15 protein-coding genes are annotated in these 17252 nt (G+C 70.7%); 6 read left to right on the forward strand and 9 right to left on the reverse strand.

The window, feature by feature from the left end; translation table 11 throughout:
- Nucleotides 1-93 precede the first annotated feature (93 nt).
- Nucleotides 94-1479 (reverse strand): transcriptional regulator, encoded by a 1386-nt coding sequence (locus ACWDAG_RS17855; RefSeq protein ID WP_450696524.1) that lies wholly within the window; start codon nucleotides 1477-1479, stop codon nucleotides 94-96.
- A gap of 265 nt (nucleotides 1480-1744) precedes the next feature.
- On the opposite strand from ACWDAG_RS17855, the gene ACWDAG_RS17860 reads away from it, so the two are divergent.
- From ACWDAG_RS17860 to ACWDAG_RS17870, 3 genes are all read left to right on the forward strand, one after another.
- Complete coding sequence (locus tag ACWDAG_RS17860; RefSeq protein ID WP_351478019.1) at nucleotides 1745-2398, forward strand: bifunctional DNA primase/polymerase; 654 nt, start codon at nucleotides 1745-1747, stop codon at nucleotides 2396-2398.
- Nucleotides 2399-2506: 108 nt separating this feature from the next.
- The gene (locus ACWDAG_RS17865) at nucleotides 2507-3280 is read left to right on the forward strand and encodes an ABC transporter ATP-binding protein (RefSeq protein WP_450696525.1); all 774 of its coding nucleotides are present in this window, start codon (nucleotides 2507-2509) and stop codon (nucleotides 3278-3280) included.
- Nucleotides 3277-4872 (forward strand): transporter, encoded by a 1596-nt coding sequence (locus ACWDAG_RS17870; protein WP_450696526.1) that lies wholly within the window; start codon nucleotides 3277-3279, stop codon nucleotides 4870-4872. The genes ACWDAG_RS17865 and ACWDAG_RS17870 overlap by 4 nt, the downstream gene beginning before the upstream one ends.
- Nucleotides 4873-4998: 126 nt before the next feature.
- On the opposite strand, the gene ACWDAG_RS17875 is transcribed toward ACWDAG_RS17870, so the two are convergent.
- Entirely contained in the window at nucleotides 4999-5871 is an 873-nt protein-coding gene (locus tag ACWDAG_RS17875; RefSeq protein WP_450696527.1) for an alpha/beta fold hydrolase, read from the reverse strand.
- A gap of 614 nt (nucleotides 5872-6485) precedes the next feature.
- Nucleotides 6486-7178, reverse strand: coding sequence for a metal-dependent transcriptional regulator (locus ACWDAG_RS17880; protein WP_450696528.1), 693 nt, complete (start codon nucleotides 7176-7178; stop codon nucleotides 6486-6488).
- A 224-nt stretch (nucleotides 7179-7402) separates the two neighbouring features.
- Here ACWDAG_RS17880 and ACWDAG_RS17885 point away from each other — a divergent pair, with 224 nt between their 5' ends.
- Nucleotides 7403-8158, forward strand: a complete 756-nt coding sequence (locus tag ACWDAG_RS17885; protein WP_450696529.1) for an SIS domain-containing protein — start codon at nucleotides 7403-7405, stop codon at nucleotides 8156-8158.
- A 34-nt stretch (nucleotides 8159-8192) separates the two neighbouring features.
- Here the strand turns inward: ACWDAG_RS17885 and ACWDAG_RS17890 are convergent, their stop codons facing one another.
- Entirely contained in the window at nucleotides 8193-9596 is a 1404-nt protein-coding gene (locus ACWDAG_RS17890) for a PAS domain-containing protein (protein ID WP_450696530.1), read from the reverse strand.
- A 135-nt stretch (nucleotides 9597-9731) separates the two neighbouring features.
- Nucleotides 9732-10559, reverse strand: coding sequence for a GNAT family N-acetyltransferase (locus tag ACWDAG_RS17895; protein WP_450696531.1), 828 nt, complete (start codon nucleotides 10557-10559; stop codon nucleotides 9732-9734).
- A gap of 544 nt (nucleotides 10560-11103) precedes the next feature.
- On the opposite strand from ACWDAG_RS17895, the gene ACWDAG_RS17900 reads away from it, so the two are divergent.
- A complete protein-coding gene (locus ACWDAG_RS17900; protein ID WP_450696532.1) occupies nucleotides 11104-12132 on the forward strand; it encodes an isopenicillin N synthase family dioxygenase in 1029 nt (342 codons plus the stop codon).
- Between the two features lie 142 nt (nucleotides 12133-12274).
- On the opposite strand, the gene ACWDAG_RS17905 is transcribed toward ACWDAG_RS17900, so the two are convergent.
- The gene (locus tag ACWDAG_RS17905) at nucleotides 12275-13375 is read right to left on the reverse strand and encodes a citrate synthase 2 (RefSeq protein WP_450696533.1); all 1101 of its coding nucleotides are present in this window, start codon (nucleotides 13373-13375) and stop codon (nucleotides 12275-12277) included.
- Nucleotides 13376-13668: 293 nt separating this feature from the next.
- Here ACWDAG_RS17905 and pdxH point away from each other — a divergent pair, with 293 nt between their 5' ends.
- Nucleotides 13669-14337: a pyridoxamine 5'-phosphate oxidase gene (gene pdxH, locus ACWDAG_RS17910; protein WP_450696534.1), complete on the forward strand. Its 669-nt coding sequence runs from the start codon at nucleotides 13669-13671 to the stop codon at nucleotides 14335-14337.
- Here the strand turns inward: pdxH and ACWDAG_RS17915 are convergent.
- From ACWDAG_RS17915 to ACWDAG_RS17925, 3 genes are read right to left on the reverse strand one after another with little or no spacing between them, the layout of a single operon-like run.
- Nucleotides 14327-14950, reverse strand: coding sequence for a TetR/AcrR family transcriptional regulator (locus ACWDAG_RS17915; protein ID WP_450696535.1), 624 nt, complete (start codon nucleotides 14948-14950; stop codon nucleotides 14327-14329). The two genes, pdxH and ACWDAG_RS17915, sit on opposite strands and share 11 nt — an antisense overlap.
- Entirely contained in the window at nucleotides 14938-15672 is a 735-nt protein-coding gene (locus ACWDAG_RS17920) for an enoyl-CoA hydratase family protein (protein ID WP_450696536.1), read from the reverse strand. The genes ACWDAG_RS17915 and ACWDAG_RS17920 overlap by 13 nt, the downstream gene beginning before the upstream one ends.
- Nucleotides 15669-17246, reverse strand: coding sequence for a 4-coumarate--CoA ligase family protein (locus tag ACWDAG_RS17925; protein ID WP_450696537.1), 1578 nt, complete (start codon nucleotides 17244-17246; stop codon nucleotides 15669-15671). The genes ACWDAG_RS17920 and ACWDAG_RS17925 overlap by 4 nt, the downstream gene beginning before the upstream one ends.
- Between the last annotated feature and the right edge of the window lie 6 nt (nucleotides 17247-17252).

The following is a 17252-nucleotide window of genomic DNA, read 5'->3' on the forward strand; positions in this document are numbered from 1 at the left end:
CTGTGACAGCAGTAACAAAACCGCTCTACAGACCGCTGTATCTGTCAGCCATTCCGACCGCCCCCGCACGGCAACCCGCTGTTTCCCGCAGGTTCATGCAGCGGCCTGCAGATCGAGCCGCGCCCCGAACTCCCGCACCACCGGCTCGTCCCGGTACGGCTCAAGACGCTGCTGGAAGTCCTCCAGGTACTCGGCGCCCCGGTTGGAGCGCAGGGACTCCAGGAGTTCCACGGCCTTCAGCCCCGTGTTGCAGGCCTGCTCGATCTCCCGCTGCTGCACCTGCGCGGTGGCCAGCAGCACGTACCCGATGGCCCGCCTGCGCGCCTTGGTCTCGGGGAGCCCGGCCAGCGACTCCTGCGCGCGCCGCGCCGCCGCCTCGGCCTGCCCGAGGTCCCGGTGGCAGTGCGCCAACTCGTCGGCCAGATACGCCTCGTCGAAGTGCGCGATCCACGCCGGGTCGTCCCCGGACGAGGCATCGGCGGACTCCAGCGCCGTGACCGCCCGCCCGGACGCCACCTGGGCCGCCCGCGCGTCGCCCATCAGCGCGTGCCCGCGCGCCTCCGCCGCGTAGAACATCGCCTCCGCGCGCGGTGTCACGCGCCCCCGCGCCCCCTCCTGCGCCGCCCGGGCCAACTGTGCGATCTCCCGCGGGTTTCCGAGCTGCGCGGCGAGGTGGCTCATGGAGGCGGCGAGGACATACCCGCCGTAGCCGCGGTCCCCGGCGGCCTGCGCGAGCCGCAGCGCCTGGATGTAGTACCGCTGGGCCAGGCCCGGTTGCCCGGTGTCGACCGCCATGTAGCCCGCGAGCTCGGTCAGTCGGGCCACCGCGGCGAACAGGTCACGGCCGACCGCCTCCCGGTACGACCCCGCCAGCAGCCCCGAGACGACGCTGTTGAGGTAGTGCACGACGACCGGGCGCACATGCCCGCTGCCGTACTGGTGATCCAGATCCACCAGGGCCTGCGTCATGGCGCGCACGGCTGCCACGTCGGACTGCCCCACCCGCGGTCCCGCCGCGCGCGACACCTGCGAGTCGGGCGAGGAGATCAGCCAGTCCCGGCTCGGCTCTACGAGCGCGGACGCGGCGACGGACGAGCCGGACAGGAAGTCCCGCCGCCCCACGTCACTGCGCCACAGCTCGCAGACCTGCTCGATGGCTCCCAGTACCGTCGGCGAGAACTGGAGGCCGACACCCGAGGCGAGGTTCTTGCCGTTGGCCATGCCGATCTCGTCGATCGTGACCGTACGGCCGAGCTTGCGGCCCAGCGCCTCCGCGATGATCGCCGGGGCGCGTCCGCGCGGCTGCTGCCCTCGCAGCCAACGGGCCACGGACGTCTTGTCGTAGCGCAGGTCGAGGCCGTGCTCGGCGCCGCACATGTTGACCCGACGGGCGAGCCCGGCGTTCGAGCACCCCGCCTCCTGGATGAGCGCCTGCAACCGTTCGTTCGGCTGTCGTGCGACGAGAGGCCTTGCGGCCATGGCGTACCCCCTGGGAACAACCCCTGAAGCGAAAAGATCCGGCCGTGAAGATCAATGCCCCGCCGACAGACCTAAAATGCGAGGCTTGCGCGGATTGCCGGGGTAAAGGCGGAACCCGACCCCAGAGGTGGCTACCCAGCTCACGCCGAGGTTCCTCCCGCGCGCCCCCACACGTGCATCCATGCGCCCCAGATACGGAATCAATGCTCCTCCCCCGCGCGCGCTACCCCCGTAACTCCAGGTGGATGCGGGAGTTGAGTTCACCGTGGAAGAGACGATCGCCGGCCCCGAAGCCGCTCAGATTCCGAAGCAGCGCGGGGAATCGCTGCAGGAGACCGCCGTCCGCTACGCCGAGGAGCGCCACTGGGACGTCTTCCCCGGCACCTGGCTGGAAGCCGTCGACGGGGTGTGGCACTGCTCCTGCGGCGACACCGCGTGCGCCGCGCGCGGCGCGCATCCGGCGGACGACGACTGGGAGGCGCTGGCCACGGGCAGTGCGACCGTCGCCCGCCGGATGTGGCAGAAGCATCCGACGGCGTCGATCCTGCTGCCGACGGGGCGTACGTTCGACGCGATCGAGGTCGCCGAGACCGCCGGGTTCCTCGCGCTGGCGCGTATGGAGCGCATGGAGTTGACGCTCGGTCCTGTGACGTTGACGCCCGATCGTCGGATGCACTTCTTCGTGCTGCCCGGGGCGGCGGTGAAGATGCCCGAACTGGTGCGGAAGTTGGGCTGGTCGCCCTCGTCCTTGGATCTCGTTGCGCTCGGGGAGGGGGCATATGTGGCTGCGCCGCCTACGCGGTACGGGGCGCGGGGGGCCGTTCAGTGGGCCTGCCGGCCCACGCCCGCCAATCGGTGGCTGCCGGATGCGGAGGAATTGATCTCTCCGCTTGCCTATGCGTGTGGGCGGGATCGGTAGTCCGGCGGGTGCGGGTTGGGTGTGGCCGGTCGCGCCCACGCGGCGGAGCCGCAGATCAGCACAGCCCCGCGCCCCTATAGGGCGGCTGCGGCGCCGTAGGGTTGATCCATGACGTCAGCCGCCGTGCGCGTAAAGGGACTGTGGAAGCGGTTCGGGCAGCAAGTTGCCGTTGCCGGGATCGATCTGGAGTTGCCCGCGGGGAAGTTCATCGGGCTCGTCGGGCCGAACGGAGCGGGGAAGACCACGACTCTGTCCATGGTGACCGGGTTGCTGCGGCCCGATCAGGGGAGTGTCGAGGTCGTCGGGCACGACGTGTGGCGGGATCCGGTGGCGGTGAAGGCGCGGATCGGGGTGCTGCCGGAGGGGCTGCGGCTCTTCGAGCGGCTGTCGGGGCGTGAACTGCTCGCCTACAGCGGGCGGTTGCGAGGGCTGCCCGGGGCCGAGGTCGACAAGCGGGCCACGCAGCTTCTCGATGTGCTCGACCTGGCCGGTGCCCAGCACAAGCTCGTCGTCGACTACTCGACCGGCATGCGCAAGAAGATCGGGCTCGCGGCCGCGCTGCTCCACAACCCCGAAGTGCTCTTCCTCGACGAGCCGTTCGAGGGCGTCGACCCGGTGTCCGCGCAGACCATCCGCGGGGTCCTGGAGCGGTACACGGCGTCGGGCGCCACCGTCGTCTTCTCCTCCCATGTCATGGAGCTCGTCGAGTCACTGTGCGACTGGGTGGCTGTGATGGCCGCCGGCCGTATCCGCGCACACGGCACACTCGCCGAGGTCCGCGGGGACGCGGCTTCGCTTCAGCAGGCGTTCCTCGAACTCGTCGGCGCGGGCGGCCGCGACACGGGGGCGGACCTGGACTGGCTGGGCGGCGGCGCACGATGACGGGCGAAGCCAATCTCACTCCCGTCTTCGTACGGCTGAAGCTGTCGCTGCTGCGCAACGGGCTCAGGCAGTCCGGCGGACGGCGGGCCGCCTATGTCGTCTCGGCCGTCGTCGTGGTGCTGTTCGGGGCGCTGCAACTGCTCGGGCTGATCGCGCTGCACGGGAACACGCACGCCCTGTCCGTGGTCGCGCTGCTGGTGGCCGTGCTGGCGCTGGGCTGGGCGGTGATGCCGCTGTTCTTCCCCAGCGGCGACGAGACGCTCGACCCGACGCGCCTGGTGATGCTGCCGCTGCGGCCCCGGCCGCTGGTACGGGCGCTGCTCGCGGCCTCGCTGGTGGGCATCGGGCCGCTGTTCACGCTGCTTCTGCTGGCCGGTTCGGTGATCGCGGTCGCGCACGGCGGGGCGGCGTACGCCGTCGGCGTCATCGCCGTCGTCCTCGGGCTGCTGGTGTGCGTGGCCCTGGCGCGGGCCGTCGCCGCCGCCAACATCCGCCTGCTGACCAGCCGCAAGGGCCGCGATCTGGCGGTGCTGAGCGGGCTGGTGATCGCGATCGGGGCACAGCTGGTCAACTTCGGGGCGCAACACCTGGGTTCCTCGGGGCTCTCGCAGCTCGACCCGGTGGCGGACGTCCTGAAGTGGGTGCCGCCCGCGTCGGCCATCGGCGCCGTGGAGTCGGTGAGCGACGGCTCGTACGGAGTCGCCGCCCTGCAACTGGCCCTGACGGTGGGCGCGTTGATGCTGCTGCTCGCGGTGTGGTCACGCCATCTGACCCGGCTGATGACCTCGCCCGACGGTTCCACCCTCCAGGCCGCCGAACCCGCCGCCCGCGAACGGACCGCCGGCGGTCTCGCCCGCCTGCTGCCCTCCGGCCGCACCGGCACGGTCATGGAACGCAGCCTGCGTTACATCTGGCGCGACCCCAAGACCAAGGCGGCCTGGGTGACCTCGCTCGCCATCGGCCTGATCGTGCCCGTGTTCAACGCCCTTCAGGGCACCGGCTCGATCTACTTCGCATGCTTCGCCGCGGGGATGCTCGGCATCCAGATGTACAACCAGTTCGGGCAGGACACCTCCGCGTTCTGGATGGTCGCCACCACCATCTCCTCCGCGCACGACGCCTACGTCGAACTGCGCGGCCGGGCCCTCGCCCTGCTGGTGATCACCCTGCCGTACGCCACCCTCGTGACCGTCCTGACCACCGCGATGCTCGGCGACTGGCCCAGCCTCCCCGAGGTCCTCGGCCTGTCCTTCGCACTGCTCGGCGCGATGCTGGCGACCGGCGCCTGGACGTCCGCCCGTTTCCCGTACTCCATCCCCCAGGAGGGCTACAAGAACGTGGCCCCCGGGCAGGCAGGCCTCGCCTGGATCTCCATCTTCGGCGGCATGGTGTCGGCGGCCCTGCTCTCCGCCCCCGTCATCGCGGCCACGATCTGGGCCAACGTGGCCAAGGACGGCGACCAGTGGGGCTGGCTACTGCTGCCGGCGGGCGCGGCATACGGCGCCACGATCACCTGGGCAGGCCTACGCCTGGCGGCCCCACGAACAGCGGCCCGCCTGCCGGAGATCCTGTCGGCGGTGAGCAAAGGCTGACGGTATCTGTCTGACGTCGGGCGCCTGCACCTTTCAAGGGGCGCGGGGAACTGCGCGACAAGCCACATCCGGCCCGCACCCGCCGAACAACCAGAACCCCCGAGCCACTAGGCGCCCTGCCCGGCCTCACGCAGTGAGCACCGCATCCAGGAACGGTTCGATCGCCGCCCGCCAAGCCTCCGGCTGGTCGTAATGGACAAGATGCCCCGCATCAGCCACCTCCGCATACTCGCCGAGAGGCAACACCCGCACCATCTCCTGCGCCTCGGCCCGCCCCAACTCCCCATCGAGGCCACGCACAACCAGCGCGGGACACTGCACCTGCGCAAGCTCCTCCCAATGTGCGTCGTACACCCAGGTCTCCCGGGAGCGGAGCATCTGCTCGTAGTCGAAGACGGGACGCCAGCCGTCGGGTGACTCATGCATCACCTCGGCGTAGAACGCCCCCCGCGCCGGATTCGGCCGCTCCACCCAGGGATCGTCCTCGCCGAACCACTTGCGTACGTCGGCCAGCGTGGCGAAGGGAACGGGCCAGGCCTTGAACCAGTCGGCCCACTCGCGCTGGGAGGCGGCCCCGAGCGCGGAGGCCCGCATATCGCAGATGATCACGCCCCGGACGAGTTCGGGGCGCTTCGCGGCGAGCTGCCAGGCCGTCAGGGCGCCCATGGCGTGGCCGATGAGGACGGCCGGCGCGAGGCCGAGCTGCTCGAGCGCCGCCTCGGCGTCCTCGACGTACGCCTCACGGGTGAAGGCGGCCTGCGACGGCTTGTCGCTCTGGCCGTGACCGCGCTGGTCGAGCGCTACGGCGCGGTGTCGCCCGGAGAGCCAGCGGGCGGTGGACGCCCAGTGCGAGGCGCGGCCCATCAGGCCGTGCAGTAACAGCACTCCGGGGGTGCTCTCGGGCGCGGGCTGCGCCGGGTCGGTCTTGGGAGGGTCGCCGAACTCCCAGGCCGCGAGGCGTACGCCACCCGCCCCGGTCACGTCGATGCGTTGCGCCATGGTCCTGGCACCCCCCTAGCTCCGCTCGGACCGCTCGCTCCCGCTCGAGCCGGCCGGTCCTGTGAACCGTGTCCTGCCGTGCCGTGCAGCTGCCTGTTCGTGTGAGCTCAGTGCTTGTGCGCTCAGTGTGCTGATGCGCTCAGTGCTGGTGCGCTCACTCCTGAAGCGCACATTCCGCGTGACCTGTCACCGAAGACTATCGAATAGGTATTCGAAAATGCTGTGTCTGCGGGCAACACCCCTCGTACGAGTGACCTCGCCCGAGGAATGATCGCCGCCGCCGAGGGGAGATCTTCAGCGGGAGGCGGACCGCTCGGGGAAAACGGTCCGAAGGGGATGACCCTGAGAGCTCGGGGCTCCGGGTCAGCACAGGGGAGGACAGGCCCCGGCGCCACACGGCGCCGGGGCCCTCCACACGTCTGCGGCACATCCTCCCGACCCCCCTCAGGTCATATGCCTCACGCGACAGCCTCGCACGCGAAACGTCCGAGCGCTGCGATTTCGACGCACCGAATCCGGCGCCGAAGAGATCGACGACAAGCCCGCAGGGCTCATCAAATCCCCCTGAAACAAGGGAAGTTGGCGGCCCTTACGAGGCCAGGGACGGGGCAGGGTCAGCGCTTGGCGACGAACACATGGGAGGCGACATCCGACTGCAGCTCGGCCGCCTCACCACCGCTGCCCACCAGTACACCGCCCGCCGACTCCGTCACACTCACCACCGAACCGGGCTGCACACCCGCCCGCCGCAGCGTGTACATCAGCTGCGCATCCGTCTGGATCGGCTCACCGATACGGCGCACCACGACCGTCTTGCCGTCGGCACCCGGGTCGAGATCCGCCAGCGACACCATGCCCTCGTCCAGGAACGGGTCCGCGCCGTCCTTCTCGCCCAGCTCCTCCAGACCCGGGATCGGGTTGCCGTACGGCGACTCCGTCGGGTGCCGCAGCAGCTCCAGCACGCGCCGCTCCACGGCCTCGCTCATCACGTGCTCCCAGCGACACGCCTCCGCGTGCACCTGCTCCCACTCCAGGCCGATCACATCGACCAGCAGACACTCGGCGAGCCGGTGCTTGCGCATCACGCGCGTGGCAAGCCGACGGCCCTCGTCCGTGAGCTCCAGATGGCGGTCCGTCGCGACGGACACGAGACCGTCCCGCTCCATCCTCGCCACCGTCTGGCTGACGGTCGGCCCGCTCTGGTCCAGCCGCTCGGCGATCCGGGCGCGCATGGGGACCACACCTTCCTCCTCCAGCTCGAGGATGGTGCGGAGATACATCTCCGTGGTGTCGATCAGTCCGGACATACGTGCCCCTCGATGAGATCTGCCGGAAGCACGACAGCTTCCCGGCGCGTGCGCTGGCCCTGGATTCAATTCTGACGCATACCACTGACAACCGTGCCTCGCCGCTGAAACCACGGCGTTACGACCGGGCACTCACCACCGTATTGACACGGCACTGGTCCAGACCGCACGGTGATCCGCGGCACATCCGCGCCCGGACCCCACACCGCCCCGGAAGGACCCGCATGAGCGACGGCAAACTGGCCGACCAGTTCTTCGACGCCGCGATCGACCTGCTGCAACGGGTCCGGGACGAGGAGGCACAGCCCATCGCGGCGGCCGGCACCCTGCTCGCCGACACCGTCACGGACGGCGGACGCCTCTTCGCCTTCGGCGCCGGCCACTCCTCCCTCGCCGCCCAGGACGTCGTCTACCGCGCGGGGGGCCTCGCGCTGATGAACCTGCTCGCCGTACCGGGCGTCGTCGGCGTGGACGTGATGCCGGCCACGCTGGGCTCCGCCCTGGAACGCGTCGACGGCCTCGCGACCGCCGTCCTCGACTCCTCGCCGCTCCGCTCCGGGGACGCCCTGGTGATCATCTCGCTCTCCGGCCGCAACGCCCTCCCCGTCGAGATGGCCCTGCACGCCCGCGCGCTCGGCGTGAAGGTCATCGGCGTGACCTCAGCGGCGTACGCGACCGAGACCCGGTCCCGCCACAGCTCCGGCACCTATCTGCGCGACCACTGCGACATCGTCCTCGACTCCAAGATCCCCATCGGCGACGCCACCCTCACCCTCGACACCGTCCCGGCCCCCTTCGCCCCGGCCTCGACCGTCGTCACCAGCGCGATCCTCCAAGCCGTCATGGCCACGGCAGCGGGCGCCCTGGCCGAACGCGGCATCGAGCCACCCCTGCTGCGGTCCGGGAACGTGGACGGCGGCCACGAATGGAACAACCGCGTGATGCAGAAGTACGGGGACCGGATCTTCTACCAGCAGTAGGAACCGAGGCGGCACCCCGCACCGCCGGGCCGCGCTACCGCCCCACAACCCCCGCGAGATCCAACGCCGCAGCAATCCGCACGGCGACATCCTCCGCGTACACCGCATCCACCCGCTCGAACTGGCTCCGCCCGCTCCCCCGCAGAAACGTCACGACCCCCAACGTCCGCCCCCGACTCCGCAACACCGCACACAAAGCGTGCACCGCATCCTCCGGCCACTGCCGAGCCGACGCCCACTCCCGCGCCTGCTCCGCCGGCACCGCACCCACACTCGCCCGCACGGACCCCGCCCGCTCCACGCACTGCAACGCCGGATGGCCCGGCCCGTACCGCACCGGCAACCCCGCCTGCCCCGTCAGCAGACTCGGCCCCGGCGCCCCGGACGGCGTCGCGGCAACCCGCACCAGCCGTACGGGACCCTCCGCCGCCCCGTCGGCCACCGCACCGCCCGCCACCCGGTCGATCAGCGCATGGTCGGCGAACCCGGCGAGCGCGAAGTCCAGATGGACGGTCGCCGCCTCACCCGCGTCCTCGCACTCCGCGGCAGCCCGAGCCGCCCGGTGCAGCTGATTGGTCCTGAACCGCAGCAGCGCCGCCTCCTGTTCGCCCTGCTTGCCCTCGGTCACATCCTGGAAGAGCCACGCGACACCCAACGGCACCGGCTCCTCCGCAAGCGGCGAAGCCAGCCGTACGAAGCCGCAGCGCCAGCACCGCCGCTGATCGCCCTCCGGGGTCCGCACACTCACCCAGATCTCGGCCGGCGCCGGCGGCGCACCCTCCGCCAGCACATGCGTCAGCGCGCTCTCCAGCTCCTCCACCCCCTGGGCGAGCAACTCCCCCAGCGGCCGCCCGAGCGCCGACGTACGCCCGATGCCGAGCGCCCGCGCCGCATGGGCGTTCACCACCGCCGGCCGCAGATCGGCATCGACCAGCACGACACCCCAGCTCGCGTCCTCGAACAACGCCTCGCTCAGCGCGATCGACCGCTCCAGATCGATCTGCGCATGCACCTCACTGAAGGCGCAGTACACGCCCGCGGGCTTACCGTCGGGCCCGCGCACCGCCGCGGACTGCGTCCGCACCAGCACCCGCCCGCCGTCCTTCGTCAGCAGCGCGAACTCGTGCACCTGCCGCCCCGGGGCCTCCATGGCGGACATCAGCCGCCCCTCGACCTCCTCGGCATCCGCAGGCCGCACGGCCCACCCCGCGAAGCCGTGCCGGCCCACCGCCTCGGCCGCGGTCCACCCCAGAATCCGCTCGGCCTCACGATTCCAATGGGTGACGACCCCGCCCGCGTCGAAGGCACACAGCGCCGCATCCATCCCGTCGAGCAGCGCGGCCAGCAGATCGGAGCCGTCAGGGCCCACCGGGCCGGGCCGCTCCGGCTCATCCGGCCCCAGCTCGTCGGTGGTCCCACTACGCCGGGAAGCACTCACCTGGACCCCCTGCCAAGCTGCGTCCGCACGTACGGCGCGTCGGTTCGCTCACTCGCAATCATCTAACTGGAACGTGACGCAGCACACACCGTGTTCCCCCAAGATTGAAGGAATCGTTGTAACACCCGCCGATCCCTATGATCCGGCCATCACCAGCCGAAGATCAATCCACAGATCGCTCTCACCGTCCAACACATACCGCTCGGTCTCCACAAACCCGCACTTCTCGGCAAACCGCAGCCCGCCCTCGTTGGCCGCCAGCACACAGGTCTCGACGACCCCGGCACCCAGCACGCGTGCGTGCGCCAACCCCCTCTCGTACAGCGCCCGCCCGAACCCCCGCCCCCGGAACTCGGGCAGCACCCGCGCGATCACCGTGGTCACACCCTCATCACCCTCCGGCGGCCGCACGGTCGAACACCCGACGAGAACATCCCCCAGATACGCGTTCTCCAGCCGATAACGTCCGAGCCGCTCCCGCGCCTCCTCCAGGGACATCGCGGCAGGCGGCACGATCACGTTGTGGACGAACCGCCACTCCTCCAGCATGGCCTCGGAGTGCACTGCCTCGATCCGCAGCGCCGGGCGCCGCGCGTACACCTCGATCTCGATCCGCATCCGAGGATCCGCCAGCCCGACCACCATCATGGTCGCCGCGGGCCTCACCTCCCCGAACGCGCGCCGCAGCACGGGCCAGCACGGCTCGAAGTCCTCCCGCTCGGGCAGCAGATACCGCACCCGCACGACATCGCCCAGCCCGCACCCCGCCTCCGCGAGCGCCGCCTCGATGTTCCGTATGCACTGCTCGGCCTGCTCGACGACGTCGTTCGAGATCGTCATGGTCGCGTAGTCGAACCCCGTGGTCCCGGACACATGCACCCAGTCCCCGTCGACCACGGCCCGTGCGTAACCGATCTGCTCCTCGAAGGTCGATCCGCTGAGGATCGCGCGTCGCTCCGTCATGGTCGAAAAGCTAGATCACCGGCCACCGCCAAAAAAGTGGTTGATCGTGCGCCGACCCGTTCTTAGGGTGTGGGTTACACGAGAAGGGAGGTGGTTCGGCAGATGTATGAATACCGGACGCGTGAGGTGACTGCGGGCTAGCGGCTCGCCACCACACCGAGTGCGGTGCCGGACCAGCGCGGGAGAGAACCGTGCAGCCGGCCCAATCCCAAGCAGTCACCCGACCCGCGAGCTCGCCGGTACGTCCGGCCGGCTCCCCCGCCGCAAGGCAGGGGGACCCGAGCTCGCGGGTCGTCTGCGTTCTCGGGGTGCGGGAAGATCTGCGGCAGTGAGCAGCACCACGTACAGATTCTTCGGCGAGCAGTACCCTGAGCACATGCTTCTGCTCGTTCGACGCCGCCATGTGGACTACGTCCGCGTCACGAGCACGGGCTGTCGGCGCTCCGCCTGACCCAGCCCCCTTCCTCTTCACCCTTTTCGGCACCGGGCCCTGCCCCACCCTCGGCGGCCGCCCCCTGCCCCGTACATCCTGCGGACGCACCTCATGACGCACAGCGCGACGATCCCGTCGTACCAGCAGCTCCCGATCATCGACCTCTCGGCCGCCGACCGCGGCCCCCAGGCCCGTACTCTGCTCCACGCCCAGCTGCACAGCGCCGCCCACGACGTGGGCTTCTTCCAACTCGTCGGACACGGAGTCGGCCCTGCCGAGACCGGTGAGCTCGTGCGGGCCATGCACGCCTTCTTCCGGCTCCCCGAAGCCGACCGGCTCGCCCTCGACAACATCAACTCGCCGCACTTCCGCGGCTACACCCGCACCGGCGACGAACGCACCGCCGGCGCCCGCGACTGGCGCGACCAGCTCGACATAGGCGCCGAACGCCCCGTCCACGCGCCCGGCCCCGACGAGCCCGCCTACTGGTGGCTGCAGGGCCCCAACCAGTGGCCCGCCGCCCTGCCCGAACTGCGCACCGCCGCGCTCGCCTGGATCGACCGGCTGAGCGCGGTCGCCCAGCGGCTGCTGCACGAACTGCTCACCGCGATCGGCGCCCCGGCCGACTTCTACGACCCGGTCTTCGGCGCCCACGCCCACCCGCACCTCAAGCTGGTCCGGTACCCGGGAACCGCTGGTGACGGCGCCGACCAGGGCGTCGGCGCCCACAAGGACTACGGTTTCCTGACCCTGCTGCTGCAGGACCAGGTCGGCGGCCTTCAGGTGCAACGGGAGGACGGCGTGTTCCATGACGTGCCGCCCCTGGAGGGCGCCTTCGTCGTCAACCTCGGCGAACTGCTGGAGGTGGCGACCAACGGATACCTCGTCGCCACCAACCACCGGGTGGTGAGCCCGGCGGGGGCCACGGAGCGCTTCTCCGTGCCCTTCTTCTACAACCCGCGCCTGGACGCCCGCATCAAGCCCCTGCCCTTCCCGCACGCCTCCACCGCGCCCGGCGTGACCGACGACCCGGCGAACCCCCTCTTCGCCGAATACGGCTACAACGAACTCAAGGGCAAGCTGCGAGCCCACCCCCTGGTGGCGGAACGGCACCACGGGAACCTGCTGACGCCGGCGTGACAAGCGCTGGTGGGGGCGCGGGGCTGCATCAATGTGCGGCTCCGCCGCGATGGGTGTCCCCCCCCGCTCGAGCGAAGTCGAGAGTGGGGGAGCGACCAGCCACAAAGCATCCGCAGTCGCCCGCGCTCCTCAAGACACCCGGTCAGTGGACGATACCGTCGTACCCCTCGATCTCCCGCGGACTACGCGACCCCGGCCCCACGTACCGCGCAGACGGTCGCACCAGCCGCCCCGTCCGCTTCTGCTCCAGGATGTGCGCCGACCAGCCCGCCGTACGGGCGCAGGTGAACATGGACGTGAACATGTGGGCCGGCACCTCGGCGAAGTCGAGGACGATCGCCGCCCAGAACTCGACGTTCGTGGCGAGGACGCGATCCGGGCGCCGCGCGTGCAGCTCCGCCAGTGCCGCCTTCTCCAGTGCCTCGGCCACCTCGAACCGCGGGGCGCCCAGCTCGCGGGCCGTGCGCCGCAGCACGCGCGCGCGTGGGTCCTCGGCGCGGTAGACGCGGTGTCCGAAGCCCATCAGCCGCTCGCCCTTGTCGAGGGCCTGCTTGACGTATGCCTCAGCGTCCCCGGTCCGTTCGATCTCCTCGATCATGCCGAGGACCCGGGAGGGCGCGCCGCCGTGCAGCGGGCCGGACATCGCTCCTACGGCGCCGGAGAGCGCCGCGGCGACATCGGCTCCGGTGGAGGCGATGACGCGGGCCGTGAAGGTGGACGCGTTCATGCCGTGCTCGGCGGCGGAGGTCCAGTAGGCGTCGACGGCGGCGACGTGCTTGGGGTCGGGCTCGCCGCGCCAGCGGATCATGAAGCGTTCGGTGATCGAGTGGGCCTTGTCGATCTCACGTTGCGGAACCATGGGGCGGCCCTGGCCGCGGGCCGACTGGGCGACGTAGGAGAGGGCCATGACGGCGGCTCGGGCCAGGTCCGCGCGGGCCTGCTCGGCGTCGATGTCGAGGAGGGGTTTGAGGCCCCAGACGGGTGCCAGCATGGCCAGGGCCGACTGGACGTCCACGCGGATGTCGCCGGAGTGCACGGGGATCGGGAAGGGCTCGGCGGGCGGCAGGCCGGGGTTGAAGGCGCCGTCGACGAGCAGCCCCCAGACGTTCCCGAAGGAGACGTGACCGACCAGGTCCTCGATGTCGACGCCCCGGTAGCGGAGGGCGCCGCCCTCCTTGTCCGGTTCGGCGATCTCCGTCTCGAACGCGACGACTCCCTCGAGTCCGGGTACGAAGTCGGACATCAGGCGGCTCCTCGTGATGTGTACGACAGATGTGTACGGCAGAAAAACGGCGGCTCGGCCGCTGGATCCCCGGTCGTATCGTGCGACTCGTGGTCCTGGGGGCCACCCTGGTGATGCCCCGTGCGGCTGGTCGCTCAACCAGAACGCACCAGCACGATATCCCCGAGTGCCACTTTTGGGGAGGCTTTGTGGCACTCAGTGCCGCCGGTGCTCATGGTCCGCGGCGAGCGTCCTGCCGAAATCATGACGGACACCATGCCGAACGGCACCTGCGCATACGGCAGGATGACCGGGTGACCGACCGAGACGCCGTTCCCCTCGATCCCGCCGCGATGCGCAAGCAGTACCGGGCCGAGGGCCTCGCCGAGTCCGATCTGGCCGCCACTCCGGTGGCGCAGTTCGCGCGCTGGTTCCAGCAGGCCGCGATGGAGGCCCATCTCTTCGAGCCGAACGCCATGGTCGTGTCCACGGCGAACGCCGAAGGCCACCCCACCTCCCGCACCGTTCTGCTCAAGCACTTCGACGAGCAGGGCTTCGTCTTCTACACGAACTACGACTCCCGCAAGGCCCGCGATCTCGCCGAGAACCCGTACGTCTCGCTTCTCTTCCCCTGGCATCCGATGGCTCGGCAGGTCATCGTCACGGGCATCGCCCGCCGCACCGGCCGCGACGAGACCGCCGCGTACTTCCGCACCCGGCCGCACGGCTCTCAGCTCGGTGCCTGGGCCAGCGCCCAGTCGAGCGTGATTTCCACCCGCGCCGACCTCGACGCCTCGTACGCCGAACTGGCCGCCCGCTACCCGGAGGGCGAGCAGGTGCCGGTGCCTCCGAACTGGGGTGGTTTCCGGGTCGCCCCGCGGGCGGTGGAGTTCTGGCAGGGCCGCGAGAACCGGCTGCACGACCGGTTGCGGTATGTGGCGGAGGCGGACGGGGGGTGGCGGGTGGAGCGGCTCAGTCCTTGAGTTCCCGGTCGAGGATCTCCGCCCACTGCTGTACGACGCGCTCCCGCCGCCCCGCGTCGTCCGTGAGCAGGTTGGCCAGGCCGAGGCCGCGGGCCATGTCCAGCAGGCCCTGGACCGTCTCGCGTACGCCGGGGCGGGACTCGTCGGCGGCGAGCAGGTCCACGGCGATGCGGTGGGTCTCACGGCCGACGTGCGCCTCGAGTTCCGTCACGCGTGGGCGCAGCTGCTCCTCGTTCGAGGCGGCGACCCAGAGGTGGAGGGCGGCGCGGAAGAGGGGGCCGGTGTAGAGGTCGACGAGGGCGGAGACCACCGCTCGGCGGTCTCCGGCCGCGCCCTGGGGGAAGAGGGCGCGGAGCGCTGTGGAGCGTTCTTCGGCGACGTATTCGACTGCTGCCGTGAAGAGGTCCTCGCGGGTCCGGAAGTGGTGTTGGGCGGCGCCGCGGGAGACGCCGGCGCGTTCGGCGACGACGGAGACCGTGGAGCCTGCCCAGCCGTGTTCGGCGAGGCAGGCCACGGCGGCTTCCAGGAGGCGCTGCCGGGTGGCTCGGCTGCGGTCCTGTTTGGGTACGCGGTCGGCGCGGTCGACGCTGTTGTCCGTGGTCACAGCACCCATGTGGGATCCCGTCGTTCCAGGAAGGCCGTCATCCCCTCGCGGGCCTGCGGGGAGGCGAACAGCCGGGCCGAGAGTGCGGTGAGATCGGCCGCGTCCCGGTCGAATGTTTCGAGCACCTTAGCTGTGAGCAGCGCTTTCGTCTCGGCCAGGCCCTGCGGGGCGGCTCGGCGCAGTCCGTCCAGGATGGGGGCCAGGGTCGTGTCCACGTCCTCGCCGGTCGCTGTGAGCAGGCCGATGCGGGCCGCTTCGGTGGCGTCGAAGCGTTCGCCGGTGAGGTAGTAGCGGGCGAGGGCCCGGGGGTCCGTGCGGGGCAGCAAGGGCAGGGAGATGACCGCGGGGGCCACTCCGATCCGTACCTCGGTGAACGCGAAGGTGGACGCCGTCGACCCCGCCGCGATGTCGCAGGCGGCCAGCAGGCCGAGGCCGCCTGCCCGTACGTGGCCGGTGATCCGGGCGACGACCGGTTTGCGAAGTTCGACGATCTGGCGGAGCAGGGTCACGAGGGCGTCGGGGGCCGGAGGGTCGCGGAGGTCGGCGCCCGCGCAGAACGTGTTGCCGGTGTGGGTGAGGACGATCGCGCGTACGTCGGTGTCCTTGGCGCAGTCCGCCAGTGCGTCGGCCAGTTCCCCGACGAGTGCCGCGGAGAGTGCGTTGCGGTTGGCCGGAGAGTCGAGGCTGAGGGTCTCGATGCCACGCGCGCGGGTACGTCCGATCAGTGTCATGTGCGCTCCTGCAGTGCCCTCAGTTCACGGCGGAGGATCTTGCCGGAGGCGGCCCTCGGGATGCCGTCGATGAAGGTGACCTGGCGGACGCGCTTGTAGGGGGCGACGCGTTCGGCGACGTACATCATGACCTCTCCTTCGGAGAGGTCGGTGGCGGTGGGCCGGCGGACGACGTAGGCGTGCGGGACTTCGTTGTTGTCGTCGTCGTAGACGCCGATGACGGCCGCGTCGGTGATGCCCGGGTGGGTGAGGAGGAGGGCTTCGAGTTCGGCGGGGGCCACCTGGAAGCCCTTGTACTTGATGAGTTCCTTGACGCGGTCGACGACGAACAGCCAGCCGTCGGCGTCGACATGGCCGACGTCTCCGGTGTGCAGCCAGCCGTCCGTGTCGATCATCGCGGCGGTGTCGTCGGGGCGGCCGAGGTAGCCCTTCATGATCTGGGGGCCGCGGATGAGGATCTCGCCGGACTCTCCGATGCCGAGGTCCTTGTCGGGGTCGTCGAGGGAGACGATGCGCATCTCGGTGCCTGCGATGAGTTTGCCGACGGTTCCGGGGGGCGCCTCGTCCATGGCGTCGAGGGGGACGACGTGGGTGCCGGGTGACAGTTCCGTCATGCCGTAGGCCTGGCCGACGGGTGGCAGGCCGAGCCGCTGGGAGCAGGCGGCGGCGAGCCCGGCGTCCAGGGGGGCGGCGGCGCTGATGACGTGCTTCAGGGACGAGAGGTCGTACTGGGCGACCAGGGGGTGTTTGGCGAGGGCCAGGACGATGGGCGGGGCCACGAACAGGCTGGTGATGCGGTGGTTCTGGATGGCTGCGAGGAAGGTTTCCAGTTCGAAGCGGGGCAGGACGACGACCGTGGCGCCCTGCCTGAGGGGGGCGTTCATGAGGGCCGTCAGGCCGTAGATGTGGAAGAAGGGCAGGACGGCGAGGATGCGTTCGCCGGGGCCCGACGGCATGACGGGTTCGAGCTGGGCGAGGTTGGTGGCGATCTGGCGGTGCGTGAGCATGACGCCCTTGGGGATGCCGGTGGTGCCGGAGGAGTACGGCAGTGCGGCGACGTCCGCTGCCGGGTCGATGTCGACCTCCGGCTCGGGGGCGGCGGAGGCCAGCATGTCGATCAGTGACCGGTGGCCGGGCGCGCTGTCGCAGACGAAGATCTCCTCGACGCCGCCGGCGAGTTCGGCGGCCCTGCGTGCCGTTTCCAGCAGGGGTGACACGGTGACGATCCAGCGGGCCGCCGAGTCCTTCAGCTGCTTGGCGAACTCCTCAGCGGTGGCCAGTGGGTGCACGGTGGTGACGGAGGCGCCCGCGCGCGTGGCCGCGTAGAAGGCGGTCGGGAAGGCGACGGTGTTGGGGCTGTGCAGGGCGAGTACGTCGCCCTTGCGTACCCCGGCCTCGGCGAGCGCGGCCGCGATGCGCCGGTGGAAGCGGTCCAGTTGTTCGTACGTGAGGGTGGTGCCGTCGGTTCCGTCGATGAGGGCGGGCGCGCCACCGTACTCGGCGGCCCGGCCCAGCACCGCTTCGTGGATGGGGAGTTCTACGGGCGGGACGTCTGCGTACTCGCTGCGGAACACGGTTCC

This window comes from Streptomyces sp. NPDC001157 (assembly GCF_053598255.1).